Here is a 20,048-nt window from a genome sequence, read left to right on the forward strand (position 1 = left end):
CCGACGGGCCGCCCGCCCCGGGCGGGTGTCCCCTCCCCGTATGCTCGCCGGATGAGGGACGCACACCGGAAGGCGAACAAGTGAACTACAGGGTCCAGCCCAGCGCGCAGGTCGACGAGAGTGCCGAGATCGGTGCCGGCAGCAGTGTCTGGGACCTCGCGCAGATCCGTGAGGGCGCCCGCCTCGGCGAGGGCTGCGTGATCGGCCGGGGCGCGTACGTCGGCTCGGGCGTGCACATGGGCGACAACTGCAAGCTGCAGAACTACGCGCTCGTCTACGAACCCGCCGAACTCGGCGACGGTGTCTTCATCGGCCCCGCCGTGGTCCTCACCAACGACCACAACCCGCGGTCCGTGGACCCCGACGGCAAGCAGAAGCGCGGCGGCGACTGGGAGGCCGTCGGCGTGAAGATCCTCGACGGGGCCTCGATCGGCGCCCGCTCGGTCTGCGTGGCGCCGCTGGTCATCGGCCGCTGGGCGATGGTCGCCGCGGGCGCCGTCGTCACCAGGGACGTGCCCGACTTCGCCCTCGTGGTGGGCGTCCCCGCCCGGCGGATCGGCTGGGTCGGCCGCGCCGGCGTCCGCCTCACCGAGCACGAGGGCGAGAGCGGCGTGTGGGAGTGCCCGAGGACGGGCGAGCTCTACGACGAGAAGGACGGCGTCCTCATCGAGCGCGCCGGCTGAGACGGGCCCGCTGAGCCCCGGGGCCCGTACCGGGCCTCATCCCGCTGGGCGTGGCTCCGAACCCCGTACCGGGTGCCATGCCCAGTGGCGGTCCACGACGAGGGGCAGCCCCAGGACGACCGGCATCCACATCAGCACCCCGAGCCGGTCCGCCTCCTGCACCAGCGGATGGCCGGCGACCGCGAACGCCCCGCTCAGAGCGGTCGCCGCGGCGAGCAGGCCGAGCCCCTCGCCGTACCGGGCCAGCGCCCACACCGCGAGCGCGGTCAGGACCAGGAAGTAGGGCAGCCCGGCCTGCTGGGCCACCCAGTCCCGCCAGAACCGGACGGAGAGGCCGAACAGGTCGCCCCACGGGTCGGCCACCTCGGGCAACCGGAAGTGGTGGGTGAAGGTGTCCTGGAGGGTCACCTCCGTGGACGGCAGCGCCAGCGCCTTCATCGCCACGGCCACCGATGCCGCGGCCACCGCCGACACCCCCGCGAGGACGGCCGTCCCCCGGTGCCGCAACGGGCGCGACCAGCACAGGGCACCCGCCGCGGCCGCCGCCACGAGTCCCGCCAGCGCCAGGACCGACGAGTAGCGCGTCACCGCGCCCACCCCGTACCCCAGGACCGTGACGGCCGCCGCCACGGGCAGGGCCCGGCGGCGCAGCAGCATCAGGCCGCCCCAGAGCACGGTGAGCGTGCACAGGGTGAACAGCCCCTCGCTCAGCGCCTGGTTGCTCCACCAGCCCAGCGGACTGGCGAGGAACGCCACCTGCCCGGTGAGCGCGGCCGCCCGGCCGAGCCCCGCGCCGCGCCGCAGCAGCCCGAAGACCAGCAGGGAGCCGCCCGCGGCCGTGAGCAGGCCCAGCACCCACATGCCGTCGAGCACACCGAAGGCGCCGACGAAGGGCGTCGCGAGCAGCGGATAGCCGGGGCGGGCGGCGAAGATGGCCTGGTAGCGGGGGTCGGCGGTGGTGATGTCCCGGGCGTCCGCCCAGCGCTCGCGGCACTCGCGGACGGCGGCCGCCACCAGGGCCCGCTCGCTTTGGAGGTTCACCGGCTGGAGCCGTGCCTCCTGCGCCTCGCGTTCGGCCCGGCTGGTGCAGAACGCGGCGAGCGCCGTGCGATGGGCCTCCGCGCGGGATGCGCCGAGGTACTGCTCGGCCGCGCGGGCATAGCGGTAGGAGTCGGGGAAGAGCGTCCACCGGGGACCGGCGGCGAGCTGGAGGACGGCGTACACGACGCAGACCAGCAGGGGGAGGGCGGCCCGCAGCCGACGGGCGCGGGCCGCGGCACGCACCGAGGCGGACACGGTGCGGACGTCCGACACGGACGACTCACCCGGCATGCGACGGACACCCCCGAGAACGACAAGAGAACGGCAGGAGAAACGACAAGAGAACGGCAAGGGAAACGGCCCCGGTCCACGTGGCCGGGGCCGCATCCTACGACGGTCGGCTGTGTCAGCCGCCGATCACGACCCGGCGCACACCCTTCCACGCCTGCGGGTCCGTCGTACGACGTCCGTCGACGAGGACCGTGACGTCCGGCAGGTCCGCCGGGGCCAGGGTGCGGTACTCGGCGTGGTCGGCCTGGAGGATCGCCGCGGTGACCTTCTCGCCCGCGTGCGGGGTGAGACCGTGCGCGGACAGCTCCTCGGCCGTGTACATCGGGTCCGAGACGTACGGCACCGCGCCGCGCGCCTTGAGGGCCTCGACCGTCGGGAAGACGCCCGAGAAGGCCGTCTCCTTCACCCCGCCGCGGTAGGCGGCGCCCAGGACGAGGACGTTCACGCCGGTGAGGTCGCCGTAGGCGGCCGCCAGCAGGTCCACCGCGTACTCCGGCATCGCGGCGTTCGCCTCACGCGCGGAGCGCACGACGGTCGCCGACGGGTCGTTCCACAGGTACATCCGCGGGTAGATCGGGATGCAGTGGCCGCCGACCGCGATGCCCGGCTGGTGGATGTGGCTGTACGGCTGCGAGTTGCAGGCCTCGATGACCTTCTTGACGTCGATGCCGTTGCTGTCCGCGAAGCGCGCGAACTGGTTCGCCAGACCGATGTTGACGTCCCGGTAGGTCGTCTCGGCCAGCTTCGCCAGCTCGGAGGCCTCGGCGGTGCCCAGGTCCCACACCCCGTTGGCCTGCGGCAGGTCGGCGCGCTCGTCGAAGTCGAGGACCTGCTCGTAGAACGCGACGCCACGGGCGCTCGACGCCTCGTCGATGCCGCCGACCAGCTTGGGGTAGCGGCGCAGGTCGGCGAAGACCCGGCCGGTGAGGACGCGCTCCGGGGAGAAGACGAGGTGGAAGTCCTCGCCCGCGGTCAGGCCCGAGCCCTCGGCGAGCATCGGCGCCCAGCGGGTGCGGGTGGTGCCGACCGGGAGGGTCGTCTCGTACGAGACCAGCGTGCCGGGCCTGAGGCCCTGGGCGATCGCCTTGGTCGCCGCGTCCATCCAGCCGAAGTCCGGGGTGCCCTCGGCGTCCACGAACAGCGGGACGACCACGACGACGGCCTCGGACTCGGCGACCGCGGACGCGGTGTCCGTGGTCGCGCTCAGCAGACCGGCGTCGACGGCCTGCTTCAGCTTGACGTCGAGGTCGTGCTCACCGGGGAACGGCTCGACACCGGCGTTGACCAGCTCGACGACCTTCTCGTTGACGTCCGCGCCGATGACCCGGTGGCCCTTGGAGGCGAACTGCACCGCCAGCGGGAGCCCGATCTTGCCGAGCGCTACTACACAGATGTTCATGGAGGGTCGCTACTTCTTCCTTTTGGAACGGGACTTCAGTTTCCGGACAAGGCCCCCCAGCGCCCGCCGGACCACAGTCCTCTTCGGGGGGTACATCTGGGCCGTGTCGACGACCACGCGCCCCTTCGGGTTGACCAGGGCCGACGCGCGGTACGGGTCGTCGTCCCGGCCCCACTTGCGGGCCAGCGGCATGGGCAGCCCCTTGCCGCTCACCGGGATCTCGTACGTCGAACCGGCCACGTCGACGTACACGCGCACGCCCCACTTGCCGGTGGCCGGCTGCAGCGGGACACGGGCGTGCAGGACGGTTCCGGCACCGTTCTCGGCGGGCTCCACCCGCATCTCGCCCACCACGGGCGCGAGTTCGTGCCCCGGCTTCAGCCGGCGCGCGCCCGGCTTGTCCGCCGACTTGGGCATCGCGCCCTTGACCAGGCGCAGGGACAGGCCGGCCCCCTCGACATCGCCCAGGACCGGCACCCGTACGGACGCGGTGTAGGCGAGCTTCTCGCCCTCCTGCTCCCAGGCGGAGTCCAGCAGCACGGTGGCCTTGGCGAGACGGCCCGGCACGGCCTCCCCGACCAGCTCGTAGACCCGGTCGGACACCCCGATCCGGGGGTCGCGGAAGCCCGGGTAGCGGGCGTAGGCGCGCTCGCCCTCCACCACGAACGGGGGCGCCCCGTGCTCCTTCTCCGCGGAGATCGCCTCGGCGAGCTCGTCGATGGCGACGGCCTGCGCCAGCGCGATCCGCACCCGGCGCTTGACGTCCATGGCGTCCCGGACGCCGTCGGTGAAGTAGGCGTCCGCGAGCCGGCCGACGCCCGTGCAGAGCTGCCGCTGCAACTCCCGGTCCAGGGACGGGAAGTCGTCCTGGACGAGCTTGGCCAGTTCCCAGGTGAAGTGCCGGCGCAGTACGGCGTCCCGGTCGGGGCCCGCCTCGATCAGCCCGGCCGTGAAGTCCACGATCTCGGCCGCCGCCCGCAGCCGCGCCAGATGGTCGGCGCGGTAGGTGATGTTGCTGGCGTCGCCGCGCTTGACCGCGTAGTAGCAGGTGTAGTCGGCCACCACCGAGATCTTCCGGGCGCGCACGCACGCCTCGATGGTGAACGGCTGGTCGCTGCCCACGGGCAGGTGCTCCGGGAAGCGCAGGTGGTACTTCTCCACCATGTCCCGCCGGAACAGCTTGGTGTTGGCCAGGGTGAACGGCAGCGCGGAGGCGTACAGGCTGACGTCCGCGACGTTCTCCTTGTACAGCGCCTGGTGCACGTACCGGCCGTTGGTGCCGACCATCTTGCCGACGACGACGTCCGAGTCGTTCGCGTCGGCGCACTTCACCATGCGCTCCAGCGCCTCCTCGCCGAGGTAGTCGTCGGAGCCGATGAAGTAGACGTAACGGCCGGTGGCCACGTCCAGCGCACGGTTGCTGGGCGCGGCCGGGCCGCCGGAGTTCGGCTGGTGGATCACCTTGACGGTGTCCGGGTACAGCGCCGCGAACCGGTCCAGCTCGCGGCCGCTGTCGTCCGTGGAGCCGTCGTCGACGGCGACGACCTCCAGGCGCTCTCGGCCGATGCTCTGCCCGATCAGGGAGTTCAGGCACTCCGTCAGGTAGGGCATCGTGTTGTACACCGCGACGACGACGCTGACGTCCGGTGTGCCGCTCATGCCCCCGCCTCCACCGGTCTGCGCTCGGCCGCCGGACGGACCGCGCTGCCGGGGAGCAGCCGGGTGTAGACCTGGTCGAGCAGCTCGGCCTGGGCCTCCCAGGTCCACTCGTCGAGCAGACCGTCCTTGTCGTACACGTCCCGGTAGCGGGCCGTGTCACCGAGCACGGACTTGACCGCGCGCACGTAGTCCTCGATGTCCTCGGCCTTGAAGACCTCGCCCTGGCCGGTGCGCTGGACCATCTCGCCCATCGTCTTCACATCGGAGACGATCAGCGGCAGCCGGGCGTGCGAGTACTCGAAGAACTTGGTGATGAGCGCGATCTCGTGGTTCGGCCAGTGGTGGATCGGGATGACCCCGAGGTCCGCCGAGGCGAGGAAGCGCACCACCTGGTAGTGCGGCACGTACGGCAGGATGTGCAGCCGGTCGGAGACGCCCAGTTCCTCGGCGCGCTCCCGCAGGCCGCGCATGTACTCGGACTCGGTGTTGAGCACGACGAACGCGGTGTGCACCTCGGCCAGCTGCGGCAGCGACTCGACCATGATGTCGAGACCCCGCTGCGGGGCGGCGGCACCGCTGTACACGGTCAGCGGCACGTCCAGGCCGATGCCGCACAGCTCCCGCAGGTCCGGGACCGGCTCGGCGGCCTGCTCCGGGGAGATCTCCGCGTCGGGCGCGTTGAGCACGACCGACGGACGCTCCTTGAGGTGGTGCCGCTCCTGGAGCATCCCGGCGAGCGTGTCGGACACCGTGGTGACGGCGTCGGCGTGGCGCGAGTACTCCAGCTCGTGCGCGACCTGCGCCTTGTGCCAGCGCGGGTGCGGGTTCCACGGCTTGATGCCGGGCAGGAACTCGTGCGCGTCCCACACCAGCTTGACCTTGCTGCCACGGGCCCGGGCGCGCAGGGCGGCACGGGCGCCGACGCCCAGCATGCGGAAGTCGTTGGCGTGGATCAGGTCCGGGTCGAGGTCGTCGATGACCTTGCCGTACGCCAGCTCCAGGTCCCACAGGTGCGGGTCGAGCTTGCGCCAGCTGCGGGTGCCCATCGTCCGGTGCCAGAACGCGGTGGTGAACCGGTCCAGCGGACCTTCCATCTCCTTGCGGCTCTTCTCCAGCTTGGCGGTCTTGCGCGCCCGCAGGTTCACCCAGTTCTGCACGAACCGGGAGGCCACCCGGGGCAGCACCAGCCGCAGCCTGGTGAGGAACGAGCCCTCCTGCTGGGCGAGGATCAGCCGGATGTTGAGGTCCGCGCGCCAGGCCTTGATCTTCTGCCGGCGGTACGCGGCCAGCGGGCCCGGCTTGTACGCCAGCGGCGAGCGCAGCACGGCCCGGCGGTACTCATGACGGCGGCGGTGCATCGGACCCGGCACCGGCAGCAGACGCACCTGCGCCTTGCCGATCTCCCAGGTCGTCTCGCTCTTCCCCTTGCCCTTGCCGAGCAGGATCACGTCCCACCCGGCCTCGGCGGCCGAGCGTGCTTCCTTCTGCACGCGCGAGTCGCCGTTCACCCCGTTGTCGACGAGCATGACGATGCGTCCACGCACCGCCGGCTGCGCCGACGTTTGTTCAGCTGCCATGAGTTGCCAGGTCCTCCACCTGAAGGGAAACGCTGCGGTTCTGTGTAGCCGACTCCAGCACGGCGGCCGCCACCTGAACAGTGCGCATTCCCTGGCGCAGGGTGCAGATGTCGGCGTCCTTGCCGAGCACCGCGTCCCGGAACAGCTCGTGCTCGACGAGCAGCGGCTCACGCTTGGGTATGGCGTACCGGATCATGTCGCCCTCGGACACCCCGCGGAAGGCCTGCAGGGCCTCCCACTCGGTGGTGACCGCGGCATTGGAGTGGAAGGTCAGGTCGGCGGTGAGGGTGTCGGCGATGAAGCAGCCGCGCTCCCCCGTCACCGAGGTGAAGCGCTCCTTGAGCGGGCTGAGCCAGTTCACCAGGTGGTTCACCATGGTGCCGTCGTCGAGACGGCCCACCGCGGAGACCATGTCCTCGTGGACGCGGCCGCTCTTGGAGACGGTGTGGGCGGCGATGGACACGTACTCGCGTCCGGTCACCCAGCCGGTCAGGTCGATGTCGTGGGTGGCGAGGTCCTTGACCACGCCGACGTCCGCGATACGGTGCGGGAACGGGCCCTGACGGCGGGTCACCACCTGGTAGACGTCACCGAGCTCACCGGCCTCCAGGCGGGTGCGCAGCGAACGCAGCGCCGGGTTGCAGCGCTCGATGTGGCCGACACCGGCGACCAGGGAACGCGACTCGAACGCCTCGACGAGGCGGCGGGCGCCGTCCACGGTCTCCGCGACGGGCTTCTCGATGAGCGCGCACACCCCGGCCTCGGCGAGCGCCAGACCGACCTGCTCGTGCAGGTGGGTGGGGCAGGCCACGACCGCGTAGTCGACGCCGAGGGCGATGAGCTCCTCGACGGTGTCCAGGATCGGCGCGCCCTGGGCGGCGCCGAACTTGTCGCCCATCGGGTCGACGACACCGACCAGGTCGACGCCCTCCAGACCGGACAGGACGCGGGCGTGGTGGCGGCCCATGGAACCGAGGCCGACGAGCCCCGCGCGCAGCGGCTTCCCGTTGCTCACAGCTGCTCCCCCAGCGTGTTCACGGCGGCGGCGATCCGCTCGAGGTCGCTCGCGGACAGCGAGGGGTGCACGGGCAGCGACACGACCTCGGCGGCGGCGCGCTCCGTCTCGGGCAGGTCCCAGGTGCGGCCCGCCTTCTGGTCCGGCTCCCAGTACGGCTTCAGCCGGTGGATGGGGGTCGGGTAGTACACGGCGTTGCCGATGCCGGCCTCGGTCAGCCCGGCCATGACGGCCTCGCGGTCGCCCTGGATGCGCACGGTGTACTGGTGGTAGATGTGCCGGGCGCCCTCGGCGACCTTCGGCGTGACCACGTTCGGCGCGCTGATGTGCTCGGTGAGGTACGCGGCGTTGGCGATGCGCTGCTCGGTCCAGCCGTCGAGCTTGCCGCGCTGGACGCGGCCGATCGCGGCGGAGACGTCCGTCATCCGGACGTTGGCGCCGACGATCTCGTTGGCGTAGCGCTGCTCCATGCCCTGGTTGCGCAGCAGGCGCAGGGTGCGGGCGACCTCGGCGTCACCGGTGGAGATCATGCCGCCCTCGAGGCTGTGCATGTTCTTCGTCGGGTAGAAGCTGAAGGTGCCCGCGGCGCCGAAGGCACCGACGGGGGTGCCGTTCAGGGCGGCGGCATGGGCCTGGCAGGCGTCTTCGACGACGGCGAGGCCGTGCTGCGCGGCGATCGCCATGATCCGGTCCATCGCGGCGGGGTGCCCGTACAGGTGGACCGGCATGATCGCGGCGGTGCGCGGGGTGATGGCCGCCTCGACCGCGGCGGGGTCCAGACAGAAGGTGTCGGCGTCGATGTCGGCGAAGACCACGTCGGCCCCGACGAGCCGCACCGCGTTGGCGGAGGCCGCGAAGGAGAACGACGGCACGATCACCTCGTCGCCCGGACCGAGGCCGAGGGCCAGCAGCGACAGGTGGAGGGCGGAGGTGCCGGAGTTGACCGCGACGCAGTGACGCCCGGCCACCAGCTCCGAGAACTCCTCCTCGAAGGCGGCCACCTCGGGACCCTGGACGACCCGGCCGCTGCGCAGAACGCGCACCGCTGCCTCGATCTCGTCCTCGTCGATCACGGGTCTGGCGGCCGGTATGAACTCATGGGCGTCGGTCATCGACGTACCCCTCCTCTACGGCGACCTCTAAGGCGCACCACGTCATGCGGTCGGGAAGGGCCATGTCGATGTTCAGCACGGCCGCATCCCTGGTTGTCCATGGCCGCCTGTGGGCGGATGGACGGCTTGTACACAGGAGCCCGCCCCCCGAGGGTTCCTTGCGGGATTCAGCCGTACCCGGTACGGGACCGGTTGTGCTCATCGGCTGTGGTCACGGTGTGCATGTCTTTGGCCACCGGGACCAGACTGCACGTTACCAGCACGGGGACGGCAATTTTCCCGAGTGTTACCACAGAGAAACCACCGCCCCGGGTGCCCGATATCACAAGCAAGACACAGCGTAACTCTACGGTAAACACAGTGCGACGCGAGGTGAGCAGGTGGGCGGGGCGGACGGACGGCGACGCGGGCGCCCGGTTCGCACCGGACGCCCGCGTCGTGGTCGCACCGCAGGTGAGAGGGTCAGTCCTCGGTCGCCTGCGCCGCCGCCGTCTTCTTCGCGACCGTCGCCTTGGCGGCCTTCTTGGCCGTCGTCTTCTTGGCGGCGGTCTTCTTCGCGGCCGTCTTCTTGGCCGTCACCGTCTTCTTGGTGGCGGCCTTCTTCGCCGTGGCCTTCTTCGCCGTCTTGCGGGCGGCCGTCTTCTTGGCGGGAGCGGCCTCCTCACCGGCGACGCCCTCGGCCTCGGCGGCCTCCGCCCCGGTGACCTCCGCCGTCACGGGCTCCGCCTCGGCGGCCTCCGCGTCGGTGGCCTCCGTCGTGGCGGACGGGACGACCACGACGGCCGTCTCCTCGGGCGCGGTCGGCGCGGTGGCCTTGCGCACGGCACGGCGCCGCGGGCGGGCCGGGGCCGCGCTCTCGGCGACCGGCTCGGCCTCGACGACCGGCTCGGCCCCGACGGGCTCCGCCTCGGCGGCCGGGGCCTCCACGGCGGGCTCGACGACCGTCACCACCGCGGCCTCGGCACCGGCGGGCGAACCGGCCGGCGCGGACACCTTGCGGGTGGCGCGACGACGGGTACGGCCCTTGGGCGCGGCCTCCTCCGCGGCGGGCGCCTCGACGACCGGGTCCCCCACCGCGACCGGCTCGGCCTGCGCGGCCGGGGCCTCGGCCGGCTGCACCGGACGCGCGGCCTCCGCCTCGGCGGTCACGGCCTGCGCGGTGGGCACCTCCACGAGCGCCTCGACAGGGGCCTCGGCAGGCGACTCGACCGGGGCCTCGACCGGGGCCTCGGTGAACTCCTCGGCCGGCTCCTCCGTGGCGAACACCTCGCCACGGCCTCCCCGGCGCGCGGCGCCCTTCGGCGCACCGGCCGGAGCGGACGCCCGGCGGCTCGCCCTACGGCGGCTGCGCCCACGCGTGGCCGCGGCCTCCGCCTCGGCGACGCTGCTGTACAGCTCCTCGTCGGGGGCGAACTCCGGGGGCGTCAGCGCGATCGGTGCAGCCACCTCGGCGGCGACCTCGGCCTCGCTCTCGGCCTCCTCCTCGGCGCCCACCAGCGGCTCGGCGGTCTCGACGGCCACGGCCTCGTGCTCGTGCTCATGGGCGTCGCCGCCCCGGCCGCGCTTCTTGCGCTTGCCGCCGCCACCGACCGAGGTCGGCTGCTCCATGTGGACGATGACACCGCGGCCGTTGCAGTGGACGCAGGTCTCGGAGAAGGACTCCAGCAGACCCTGGCCCACCCGCTTGCGGGTCATCTGCACGAGGCCCAGCGAGGTCACCTCGGCGACCTGGTGCTTCGTACGGTCGCGGCCCAGGCACTCCAGCAGACGGCGCAGCACCAGGTCCCGGTTGGACTCCAGCACCATGTCGATGAAGTCGATCACGATGATGCCGCCGAGGTCGCGCAGCCGCAGCTGGCGCACGATCTCCTCGGCCGCCTCCAGGTTGTTCCTGGTGACCGTCTCCTCGAGGTTGCCGCCCTGGCCGGTGAACTTGCCGGTGTTGACGTCGACGACGACCATCGCCTCGGTCCGGTCGATCACCAGCGAACCGCCGCTGGGCAGCCAGACCTTGCGGTCCAGCGCCTTGGCGAGCTGCTCGTCGATCCGGTAGGTGGCGAAGACGTCGACCTCGGAGGTCCACTTCGACAGCCGCTCGGCCAGGTCGGGCGCGACGTGCGAGACGTACCCGTGGATGGTCGACCAGGCCTCGTCGCCGCTGACGACGACCTTGGAGAAGTCCTCGTTGAAGATGTCGCGGACGACCCGGACGGTCATGTCCGGCTCGCCGTACAGCAGCGACGGCGCGTTCGAGCCGCCGCCGTTGCGGGACTTCTTCTGGATGTCCTCCCACTGCGACTGGAGGCGCTCGACGTCACGGCGCAGCTCGTCCTCGCTCGCGCCCTCGGCGGCGGTGCGCACGATGACGCCCGCGTCCTCGGGGACGATCTTCTTCAGGATCGTCTTCAGCCGGGCCCGCTCGGTGTCGGGCAGCTTGCGGCTGATGCCGGTCATCGAGCCCTCGGGGACGTACACGAGGTAGCGGCCCGGGAGGGAGACCTGGCTGGTCAGCCGGGCGCCCTTGTGCCCGATCGGGTCCTTGGTCACCTGAACGAGCACGGACTGCCCGGACTTCAGCGCGGACTCGATGCGGCGCGGCCCGTTGGCCATGCCGAGCGCCTCGAAGTTGACCTCACCGGCGTACAGGACGGCGTTGCGGCCCTTGCCGATGTCGATGAACGCGGCCTCCATCGACGGCAGCACGTTCTGGACCTTGCCCAGGTAGACGTTGCCGACGTACGAGGTGGACTGCTCCTTGTTGACGTAGTGCTCGACGAGCACGCCGTCCTCGAGGACGCCGATCTGGGTGCGCTCGCCGCTCTGGCGGACGACCATCACGCGCTCGACGGCCTCGCGGCGGGCCAGGAACTCGGCCTCGGTGATGATCGGGACGCGTCGGCGGCCCTGCTCACGGCCTTCGCGGCGGCGCTGCTTCTTGGCCTCCAGACGCGTGGAGCCCTTGATGGACTGCACCTCGTCGGACGGCTCGGCGGGCTTGCGGGGCTCACGGACCTTGACGACGGTCCGCTCGGGGTCGCCGTCGCCCGGCTCGACGTCGGCGCCGCTGTCTCCGGCGCGACGACGACGGCGGCGCCGGCGACGGCTGCCCGCGGTGGAGCCGCCGGCCTCGTCCTCGGCGTCCTCGGCGTCCGCGGCGTCCTCTTCGGTCTGCTCGGCCGTGTCCTCGGCGTCCTGCTCGGCCTGCTCGGCGGCGAGTTCGTCGGACTCGGCGTCCACGCCGTCGGTCTCGTCGGCGGCCTCGCCCCGGCGGCGGCGACGCCCACCGCGGCGACGGCGACGGCGCGAACCGGTCTCCTCGCTCTCCTCGTCGCCCTCGCCCCCGTCCTCGGCGGCCTCGTCGGCCTCCTCCGGCTCGGTCTCGTCCGCCGCCTCGGCGACGGGCGCGGGCTCGGGCTCGGCCCGCTCGGCGGTCTCGGTGTCCTCCGCGAAGGCGGCACCCCGGCGACGACGGCGACGGCGCGAGCCGGCCTGCTCCTCGGCGGGAACCTCCTCGGTGGGCAGCTCCTCGGTCTCCTCGGCCTCGACCGGCTCCTCGGCGGACGCGGCGGCAGCCTCGGCGGCGGCGCGCTGAGGCGTCTGGAACTGCGGCTCGGCGAACACGGGCGCCTGGAACACGGCGACCGCGGGCCGCGCGGGCCGGCGCGGCGCGTCGCCCTCGCCGTTGCGCACGGGCGCGGGCTCGGAGAACCCACCGGCGGCCCGGCGCACGACGCGCCGACGGGCCCGTCGGCCACCGGCCTCCTCCTCGGCGGGAGCCTCGGAGACGACCGGGGTACGGATGGTGGCACCGACGGCCGGGGCCTGGGCGGCGGCGGTCCGAGCGGTGGAGACCGGAGCCTGGGCGGCGGCCTCGGGGGCCTTCGCCTCGGCGGCGGGCTCGGTGACAGCGGGCTCGGCAGCGGCGGGCTCGGTCACGGCGGTCGCGGCCGGCTCGGCCTCGGCCTCGGCGGGCGCGGTCACCCGGCGGGTGGCACGACGCCGGGCACGCGGCGCGGGGGCGGCCTCCTCGGCGGCCTCCGCGACGACCTCGGTGACGACCTCCGCGGGGGCGGCCGGGGCCTCGGCGGGCTCCTCGGCCACGGACGGCTCCGTCTCCGCGCTCACGGCGGTCTCGGCCTCGGCCGAAACCGGCGCACCGGCGGGCGCGGACGCCCGACGGGTGGCCCGACGGCGGGCACGCGGCGCGGCAGCGGCCTCCTCGGCCACCGGAGCCACGGCCTCCACCTCGGCGGGAGCAACGGCCTCAGCCACAGCCTCGGTCTCGGCCTCGGCCGAAACCGGCGCACCGGCGGGCGCCGACGCACGACGCGTGGCCCGACGGCGGGCACGCGGCGCGGCAGCGGCCTCCTCGGCCACCGGAGCCACGGCCTCCACCTCGGCGGCGGCAGCGGCCGCCGGCACCACCGTCTCGGCAGCGGCCTCGGCCGCCTCGGCATCGGCCTCGGCCGAAACCGGGGCACCGGCGGGCGCCGACGCACGACGCGTGGCCCTACGACGGGTACGCGGCGCGGCAGCGGCCTCCTCGGCCTTCTCCACCGCGGCCTCCTCGGCCTCTTCGGTCTTCTCGATGTGCTCGGTCACGGCGACCTCTTCGGTCTCGTCGACCTCGTCCGCCAGCTTCTCGGCGGTCTCCACGGCCGGTATGGCCGGCGCGGTGATCTCCGCCGCGGCCTCGGCGCCGCTCGGCGGTCCGGCCGGGCGGGAAGCGGCACGGCGCCGACGACGCGGCGGCAGGGTGTCGCTGGGGGTGTTGTTCTGTTCTTCGGAACCCTGGGTGGGTTCGGTCGGTTCGAGCATGCGGGTGGGTCTCCCGTCAGGCTCCCGGGCGCCGCACCGGGCCCGGCGCCGATCACGAGGGATCGGTCGCCGTTGACGTCCGCGGCTCGCGCACCTGCGCGCTGCCGCCGTCCGGGGCGCGGCCGCCGCACGGGAGCTCTCTGTGTCCTGTCTCGCCGGTTCCGTAGCCCTGTTGCGACGGCCTGGCGAAAGTCTTCTGGTGGGTGCGCTGCCCGACCCAGGTGGCTCCCGAGTACGAGGGCTGCGCTACGACGCCCGTCCCGATGCGGAACCTTCCGTGCGTCGACGCCTTCGCGGCGGCAGTCGTCAGGCCGTTGTCAGGGCCTCGGCTGCCTCGCGGTCGGGCGCGAGCGGGTCGGTCACGGCGCCGGTCTCTTCATCGAGCAGCCCCTGCGCCAGCCTGGTCACCGCTGCGGGGACCGGCGGCGCCAGGTCGGCCACGGCGCGGAGACCGGACAGGACGTCGTCGGGTCGTACGGCAGGCGTCACGTGCCGAACAACCAGCCGCAGTATCGCACAGGCCCGGTCGGTCGGCCTATCAGCCGCTTCACTCTGTGTTTCGAGACGGACGACCGCCGGGCGGGCGTCGAAGGTGCGCATGCCGTTCTTGGTCATGCGCTGGACCTCGACGGACCCGGCGGAGTTGAAGACCTGGACGGCGCGTTCGGCGTCGGCCGGGTCGACTCCGTCGAGCCGCAGCTCCCACACCGAGGCCGTGAGCCGGTCGGCGAGGCCCGAGGTGCGGGCCTCGACCGCGTCGACGATGTCGAGCCCGGTGGGCAGCGACTCGTCGAGCAGCGCACGCAGCGTCTGCGGTTCGCGGGCCGCGGTGAGCGCGATCTCCAGGTACTCCGCCTCACTGCCCGTGCCGGTGGGTGCGGCATTGGCGTACGACACCTTCGGGTGCGGCGTGAACCCCGCCGAGTACGCCATCGGCACCTCGGCACGGCGCAACGCGCGCTCGAAGGCACGCTGGAAGTCACGGTGGCTGGTGAACCGGAGGCGGCCGCGCTTGGTGTAGCGCAGTCGGATGCGCTGCACCGCGGGTGCGGGCGGCGGGCCTTCGGGCTGTCGCTTGCCCAGTGTCGTTCAGTCCTTCGTGAGGTTCGTGAGAGCGGTCGTACTGCTATCAAGAGTACGTGTGCCGAGCGGCGTCGGTTCCCGCCGGAGCACCGCTTCCCTCTCCCGGGTCCGCACGCCCCGCTCCCGGGGTTCCCCGAACAGCATCCGCCGTGCGTCGGCCCGTGTCCGCCGGGCCGTCTCGCGCGCGGAGGCGAGGACCTGCCGGGTCACCCGGCCCACGGCGCGCACGGCCTGCGCGGCGGGCTTCAGGACGGTGTCGCGCACGGCGTGTCCGACCGGGGTGAGCACGGTCCGGTACACCCAGCGCACCGGCTCCACGAAGACCCACCGCAAGAGGGTGGCGAGGAACCGTCCCACAGCGCGCGAGAGGTGCCCCGCGATCCGCCAGGCGTGCCCGAGCGCGTCGGCGACCTCACGGGCGAGGACACCCAGGAAGCGCCCGACGGGGACGAGCACCCACCGCCACAGCCCGAGCGCGCACCGGGCGGCGGTCCGTCCGACCGGCGCGAGGATCCACTCGTACGCCCACCGCGCGGGGACCACGACCAGGTACCGGACCAGCCACAGCACGGGCACCACGACGGCGTACCGCACGCACCACAGGACGGGCACGACGATCCCGTACCGCACCAGCCACACGACCGCGTGGCCCGCGGGCGTCAGCACGCGCGCGTACAGCCGGACGATCCCCGCTCCTACGCCCAGCGCCAGCCACCGGGCGGCGTGGCCGACCGGGGTGAGGACGTACCGGTACAGGGCGACGGCGGGGACGACCAGCAGCACCTTCCCGAGCCGGACCAGGGCCCGGCCGGCCGGGACGAGGACGTACCGCCACAGCCCCACCAGCGGCCGTACGAACAGCACCTGCCCCAGCCACAGCAGGGCCCGGCCCAGCGGCCGGAGCAGGGTGTCCCGCAGGAGGCGGCCGGTGACGACCAGCGCGTCCCAGGCCATCCGCACGGGCACGACCAGCACGAGCACCACGATCCGCACCGGCAGCCGGATCGCGACGACGAGACATCCCTCCGGCTGATCCGGCTCGGCGGGCGGTTTCTGCAGGTCCATACCGGTGTGGACGCCGCGGACCGCTCACTGGATGCACCGGATCAGCCGGACGGATGACAAGAGTGTGCCCGGCGTGGGCGGTTCAGGACCTGCCGCGGCCCTGCGCCTCGGCGTTGGCGTTGGCGATGGCTTCCGCCTCGGCCTCGGCCAGTTCGATGGCCACGCCCAAGGCCTGCGCGATGTGGCCGGCCGCCGACATCACGCGTGCGCTGCCCACGACGGGCGCGATGGCGACGAGGACGTCCTGGAGCTCCTCGACGGTGAGTTCGGCCTTGACCGCCGGGTCGATGTGCGCCAGGTAGGAGACGGCCGGAGCGTCGACGGCCACCAGGGCGGCGATACGGGTGAGGATGAGCGTCCGTTCGTCCATGTGACAGCGCTCGATGGAGTCGACGGTCATGGCGGCGAGCGTGTCGAGGACGGGGGTGTCGGATGCGGTTGCCATAACGGGTCACCTTTCTGTGTGGTGCGGGGTCGTTGTCGGCTGTGAGCGGCCCCTGACCAGGGCCTTTCCCAGCTCCCACAGCGCCAGCAGGGCCACGGCCGGAAGCAGCGCCCAGCCGAACTGCTCCAGGTCGATCTCGGTCGTCCCGAGGAGCCGCTGGAAGCCGTCCATCTGGGTCACCAGCACGGCGAGCACGAACTCCACGAGCATCGCGATGTTCATCTGCCTGCTGTCGAAGCTGGCGGTGGTGAGGACGGTGTCCGTCTCGCTGCGGCACTCCAGCGCGGCCACGATCAGACAGAGCGCGAACGACGTGAACGCCATGGACTGGCCGATCTCGACGCTGTCGAAGCGCGAGGTGCCGAGCTGGATCAGACAGAGCAGGCCGATCGTGATCGCCAGTCCGGAGAGCCCGACGGTGGCCATCACTCCCGTGGTCAGCACCGGTTCGCCGCGCGGGCGCGGCCGGCGCGCCATGAGTCCCGGGCTCTGGCGGTCGAAGCCGAGCGCGAAGCCGAAGGCGGCGTTGACGAAGAAGTGGATCCACAGGACCTGCGCCGGGGTGAACGGCTCGCCCGCCGCGATGTCGAACAGCGTCGCGCCGAGGAAGGTCAGCACGAACACGACCAGCAGCACCAGCACGAACCGGATGTACTTGGTGAGGTTGTCGTAGATCTTGCGGCCCTGTTCGACGGCGAAGACGATCGTGGCGAAGTTGTCGTCGGACAGCACCACGCGGCCGGCGTTCTTGGCGACCTCGGTCCCGGACCCCATGGCGATCCCGACGTCGGCGGCCTTGATGGCCGGGGCGTCGTTGACGCCGTCCCCGGTCATCGCCACCACATGCCCCTTCGCCTTCAGCGTGTCGGCGAGCAGCACCTTGTGCTCGGGGGCGACCCGCCCGACCACGCCGATGTCGTCGATCCGCGCGAGCCGCTCCTCCTCCGGCAGCGCGGCGAAGTCGGCGCCGAGCATGGCCTCGCCCTCGATGCCGAGCTGCCGGGCGATGGCGGCCCCCGTGACGACGTCGTCGCCGGTGACCATCCGCACCCGGATGTGGGCCGCCTGCGCGTCGGCCACCGCGGCCCGCGACTCCTCCCGGGGCGGGTCGACCATGCCGACCAGGCTCGTCATCTGCAACTCGGTGACATACGCGAGGAGGTCGCCGTCGGCGTCGAAGTCCGCCGGGTCGAGGTCCCGCCGCGCGGCCGCCATCACCCGCAGGCCCTCGCCGCCCATCCGCTCGACATGGGTCTGCGCCCGCGCCCCGGCGTCCTCGTTCCACGGCACCGCCGTCCCGCCCGCGAGCGCCGTCGCGGCCCGGTCGATCACCGCGGGCGCCGCCCCCTTCACGAAGCAGCGCACGACCGGGCGGCCCGTCTCGTCCGTCGCCTCGTTGAAGGTGGCCATCAGTTTGTACGACGGGTCGAAGGGCAGCGTGGCCAGCCGGGGCAGGCGCTCCCGGGTGGCGTCGATGTCCAGCCCGGCCTTGTGCCCGAGCACCAGCAGCGCGCCCTCGGTGGGGTCGCCGACCACCTCGCCCCCGACGAGTGTGGCGTCGTTGGCGACCAGGTACGGCAGGATCGCCTCCTCCATGTCGGGCGCCGAGCCGACGGGGTGCCGGATCCTGCCCTCCAGGCTGTACCCGGTGCCGGAGACGGTGTAGCGGTCGCCCGGGTCGAGCACCTCGACCACCGTCATCTGGTTCATGGTGAGCGTGCCGGTCTTGTCGGAGTTGATCGCCGAGGTGAAGCCCAGCGACTCCACCGACGGCAGGTCCTTCACGATGGCCTCGCGCTTGGCGAGGTCGACCGCGCCGATCGACAGGATCGTCTGTGTCACCGTCGGCAGGGCCTCCGGGATGGCGGCGATGGCCAGCGAGACCGCGCTCACGAACAGCGCGTCCCACGCCGTACCGCGGCTGCGCCCCAGCACGAACATCACGATCATCGTCAGTCCGGCCGTCCCCGCGATCCACAGGGTGAGCCGGTCCAGCTCCCGGGTCAGCGGCGAGGCCTCCCGGCCGGTGCTCGACAGCATCCCGGAGATACGCCCGAGTTCCGTCTCGGCCCCGGTGGCCGTGACGATCACGGTCGCGCTGCCGTGGGTGACGGGGGTGTTCATGAACGCCATGTTCGTGCGGTCCCCGGGCGCCGGATCCGCCCCGAGATCCGCCCCGGTCAGCGTCCCGGCATCCTTCACGGCGGGCACGCTCTCGCCGGTCAGCGCGGACTCGTCGATCTGGAGGGCGTTCGCCACGACGATCCGCCCGTCGGCCGGCACCTCGTCGCCCGCCGCGAGCAGCACCACATCGCCGACGACGACCTCCTCGGCCGGGATCTCCGACTCGGCCCCGTCCCGGCGCACCCGCGCGGTCGCCTTCATCATCGACTTGAGGGCGTTCATGGCGCTCTCCGCCTTGCCCTCCTGCCGCATCCCGACGACCGCGTTGAGGACCGTGAGCACCAGCAGCAGGACGCCGGTGCTCCACTCCTTGATCGCCAGGGAGACCACGGCGGCGGCCACCAGCACGAGCTGCATATAGCTGCGGTACTGGGCGAGGTAGCGGCGCCAGCCCGGCACCGGCTGCTCCTCCGGCAGCGCGTTCGGGCCGTTCGCCCGGAGCAGTTCGGCCGCCCGGCCGGCGGACAGCCCTCGCTCGGGCTCCGCCCCGAGGGCGGCGGCGACCTCGTCCGGGGGCAGCGCGTACCAGGCCCGACCGCTCGCGACCCGCCGGCGTGGCTGCGGCTGCGGCTGCGGGGCGCGGGCCGGGGCGCTCATACCCGCCCCCCGCGCTTCTTGCCCTTGCCCTTCGCGGCGTACGGGTCGGCCGGCTCGCCCTCGGGGGCCTGGCGCTCCAGTTCGCGTTTGACCTCGGCCAGCTCCCGCCGGGTCTCGTCGTCGACCTCCGGATAGCGGGGGTCGATGCCGATCAGCGTGTGGGCCAGCACCGCGCTCACACACACCCGCGCGAACCACTTCCGGTCGGCGGGAATGACGTACCAGGGCGCCCAGGTGGTGCTGGTCGCCGACAGCATCTTGGAGAACGCCTTCTGGTAGTCGTCCCAGCGGGCGCGCTCACGGACGTCGGCGGGCGAGAACTTCCAGTTCCGCTCGGGGACGTCGATGCGCTTGAGGAAACGGGTGCGCTGTTCTTCCTTCGACAGGTTCAGGAAGAGCTTGACGACGGTGAAGCCGTTGTCGGTGAGATAGCGCTCCCAGTCGTTGATCTCCCGGTAGCGCCGCTTCCACACGTCCGCACCGCGGGCCGCGTCGGGCAGCTTCTGGCGTCCGAGGTGCTCCGGGTGCACCCGCACCACCAGCACCTCCTCGTAGTGGGACCGGTTGAAGATGCCGATCTCCCCACGCCCGGGCAGTTCGCGGTTGTAGCGCCAGAGGAAGTCGTGGTCGAGCTCCTCGTCCGAGGGCACCTTGAAGGAGGCCACGCGCACACCCTGCGGGTTGACCCCGCTCATCACATGCCGGATCGTGCCGTCCTTGCCGCCGGCGTCCAGCGCCTGCAGACACACCAGCAGCCCGTGCGTGTCCTGCGCGGCCAGCCGCTGCTGATAGTCGGCGAGCAGCTCGACCCCGCTCCGCAGCAGCTCGACGCCTTCCTTCTTCTTGCGGATCCCCGCCTTGTACCGCGGATCGAAGTCCTTCCCGAGCCGCACCCTGCGGCCGGGCGCGACCCGCAACGGACTGACGAACTCCGCGATCCGCTCGGCCCTCTCGTCGCCCATCGCCCGCTCGTCCCTTCGCCACCGTGTCCCCCGATCCCCTCAGCAGGATCACCGCCCGGGCCGTCGCCGACCTCACCCGCCAAGGGTGGTTCCCCCCGGCGGTCGGGCGGGCTGCCG

13 protein-coding genes are annotated in these 20,048 nt (G+C 72.6%); 1 reads left to right on the top strand and 12 read right to left on the bottom strand.

Annotation, left to right across the window (positions count from 1 at the left end; translation table 11 throughout):
* The first annotated feature begins 80 nt into the window (after positions 1-80).
* Positions 81-683, top strand: a complete 603-nt coding sequence (locus ACYQ8Q_RS16130) for an acyltransferase (protein WP_460065577.1) — start codon at positions 81-83, stop codon at positions 681-683.
* Between the two features lie 36 nt (positions 684-719).
* On the opposite strand, the gene ACYQ8Q_RS16135 is transcribed toward ACYQ8Q_RS16130, so the two are convergent.
* The 12 genes from ACYQ8Q_RS16135 to ACYQ8Q_RS16190 all read right to left on the bottom strand — a co-directional run bounded on the left by ACYQ8Q_RS16135 (position 720) and on the right by ACYQ8Q_RS16190 (position 19,931).
* Complete coding sequence (locus ACYQ8Q_RS16135; RefSeq protein WP_460065579.1) at positions 720-2,015, bottom strand: hypothetical protein; 1,296 nt, start codon at positions 2,013-2,015, stop codon at positions 720-722.
* 115 nt (positions 2,016-2,130) lie between these two features.
* Positions 2,131-3,414: a nucleotide sugar dehydrogenase gene (locus tag ACYQ8Q_RS16140; RefSeq protein ID WP_460065581.1), complete on the bottom strand. Its 1,284-nt coding sequence runs from the start codon at positions 3,412-3,414 to the stop codon at positions 2,131-2,133.
* A 9-nt stretch (positions 3,415-3,423) separates the two neighbouring features.
* Positions 3,424-5,073, bottom strand: coding sequence for a glycosyltransferase family 2 protein (locus tag ACYQ8Q_RS16145; protein WP_460065582.1), 1,650 nt, complete (start codon positions 5,071-5,073; stop codon positions 3,424-3,426).
* Positions 5,070-6,650, bottom strand: coding sequence for a glycosyltransferase family 4 protein (locus tag ACYQ8Q_RS16150; RefSeq protein WP_460065583.1), 1,581 nt, complete (start codon positions 6,648-6,650; stop codon positions 5,070-5,072). The genes ACYQ8Q_RS16145 and ACYQ8Q_RS16150 overlap by 4 nt, the downstream gene beginning before the upstream one ends.
* The gene (locus ACYQ8Q_RS16155; RefSeq protein ID WP_460073342.1) at positions 6,640-7,617 is read right to left on the bottom strand and encodes a Gfo/Idh/MocA family protein; all 978 of its coding nucleotides are present in this window, start codon (positions 7,615-7,617) and stop codon (positions 6,640-6,642) included. The genes ACYQ8Q_RS16150 and ACYQ8Q_RS16155 overlap by 11 nt, the downstream gene beginning before the upstream one ends.
* Positions 7,618-7,661: 44 nt before the next feature.
* A complete protein-coding gene (locus ACYQ8Q_RS16160) occupies positions 7,662-8,777 on the bottom strand; it encodes a DegT/DnrJ/EryC1/StrS family aminotransferase (protein ID WP_460065585.1) in 1,116 nt (371 codons plus the stop codon).
* Positions 8,778-9,239: 462 nt separating this feature from the next.
* The gene (locus ACYQ8Q_RS16165) at positions 9,240-13,595 is read right to left on the bottom strand and encodes an Rne/Rng family ribonuclease (protein ID WP_460065587.1); all 4,356 of its coding nucleotides are present in this window, start codon (positions 13,593-13,595) and stop codon (positions 9,240-9,242) included.
* A 306-nt stretch (positions 13,596-13,901) separates the two neighbouring features.
* Entirely contained in the window at positions 13,902-14,636 is a 735-nt protein-coding gene (locus ACYQ8Q_RS16170; RefSeq protein ID WP_460065588.1) for a TIGR03936 family radical SAM-associated protein, read from the bottom strand.
* A gap of 48 nt (positions 14,637-14,684) precedes the next feature.
* Positions 14,685-15,743 carry a hypothetical protein gene (locus ACYQ8Q_RS16175; RefSeq protein WP_460065589.1) on the bottom strand — a complete coding sequence of 353 codons (1,059 nt, stop codon included), beginning with the start codon at positions 15,741-15,743 and terminating at the stop codon, positions 14,685-14,687.
* Between the two features lie 82 nt (positions 15,744-15,825).
* Positions 15,826-16,188: a carboxymuconolactone decarboxylase gene (locus tag ACYQ8Q_RS16180; RefSeq protein WP_460065591.1), complete on the bottom strand. Its 363-nt coding sequence runs from the start codon at positions 16,186-16,188 to the stop codon at positions 15,826-15,828.
* A gap of 6 nt (positions 16,189-16,194) precedes the next feature.
* Positions 16,195-18,969, bottom strand: a complete 2,775-nt coding sequence (locus tag ACYQ8Q_RS16185; protein WP_460065592.1) for a cation-translocating P-type ATPase — start codon at positions 18,967-18,969, stop codon at positions 16,195-16,197.
* Positions 18,966-19,931: a polyphosphate kinase 2 family protein gene (locus tag ACYQ8Q_RS16190; protein WP_460065594.1), complete on the bottom strand. Its 966-nt coding sequence runs from the start codon at positions 19,929-19,931 to the stop codon at positions 18,966-18,968. Before ACYQ8Q_RS16190 ends, ACYQ8Q_RS16185 begins: the two co-directional genes overlap by 4 nt.
* Between the last annotated feature and the right edge of the window lie 117 nt (positions 19,932-20,048).

The sequence above is a fragment of the Streptomyces sp. YKOK-I1 genome (assembly GCF_054660435.1).

Bases quoted from the DNA above. Each gene is read 5' to 3' on its own strand.
- ACYQ8Q_RS16150 (WP_460065583.1), bottom strand. From the start codon at position 6,650: ATGGCAGCTGAACAAACGTCGGCGCAGCCGGCGGTGCGTGGACGCATC.
- ACYQ8Q_RS16180 (WP_460065591.1), bottom strand. From the start codon at position 16,188: ATGGCAACCGCATCCGACACCCCCGTCCTCGACACGCTCGCCGCCATG.
- ACYQ8Q_RS16160 (WP_460065585.1), bottom strand. From the start codon at position 8,777: ATGACCGACGCCCATGAGTTCATACCGGCCGCCAGACCCGTGATCGAC.
- ACYQ8Q_RS16145 (WP_460065582.1), bottom strand. From the start codon at position 5,073: ATGAGCGGCACACCGGACGTCAGCGTCGTCGTCGCGGTGTACAACACG.
- ACYQ8Q_RS16175 (WP_460065589.1), bottom strand. From the start codon at position 15,743: ATGGACCTGCAGAAACCGCCCGCCGAGCCGGATCAGCCGGAGGGATGT.
- ACYQ8Q_RS16165 (WP_460065587.1), bottom strand. From the start codon at position 13,595: ATGCTCGAACCGACCGAACCCACCCAGGGTTCCGAAGAACAGAACAAC.
- ACYQ8Q_RS16155 (WP_460073342.1), bottom strand. From the start codon at position 7,617: ATGGGCCGCCACCACGCCCGCGTCCTGTCCGGTCTGGAGGGCGTCGAC.
- ACYQ8Q_RS16185 (WP_460065592.1), bottom strand. From the start codon at position 18,969: ATGAGCGCCCCGGCCCGCGCCCCGCAGCCGCAGCCGCAGCCACGCCGG.
- ACYQ8Q_RS16140 (WP_460065581.1), bottom strand. From the start codon at position 3,414: ATGAACATCTGTGTAGTAGCGCTCGGCAAGATCGGGCTCCCGCTGGCG.
- ACYQ8Q_RS16190 (WP_460065594.1), bottom strand. From the start codon at position 19,931: ATGGGCGACGAGAGGGCCGAGCGGATCGCGGAGTTCGTCAGTCCGTTG.
- ACYQ8Q_RS16135 (WP_460065579.1), bottom strand. From the start codon at position 2,015: ATGCCGGGTGAGTCGTCCGTGTCGGACGTCCGCACCGTGTCCGCCTCG.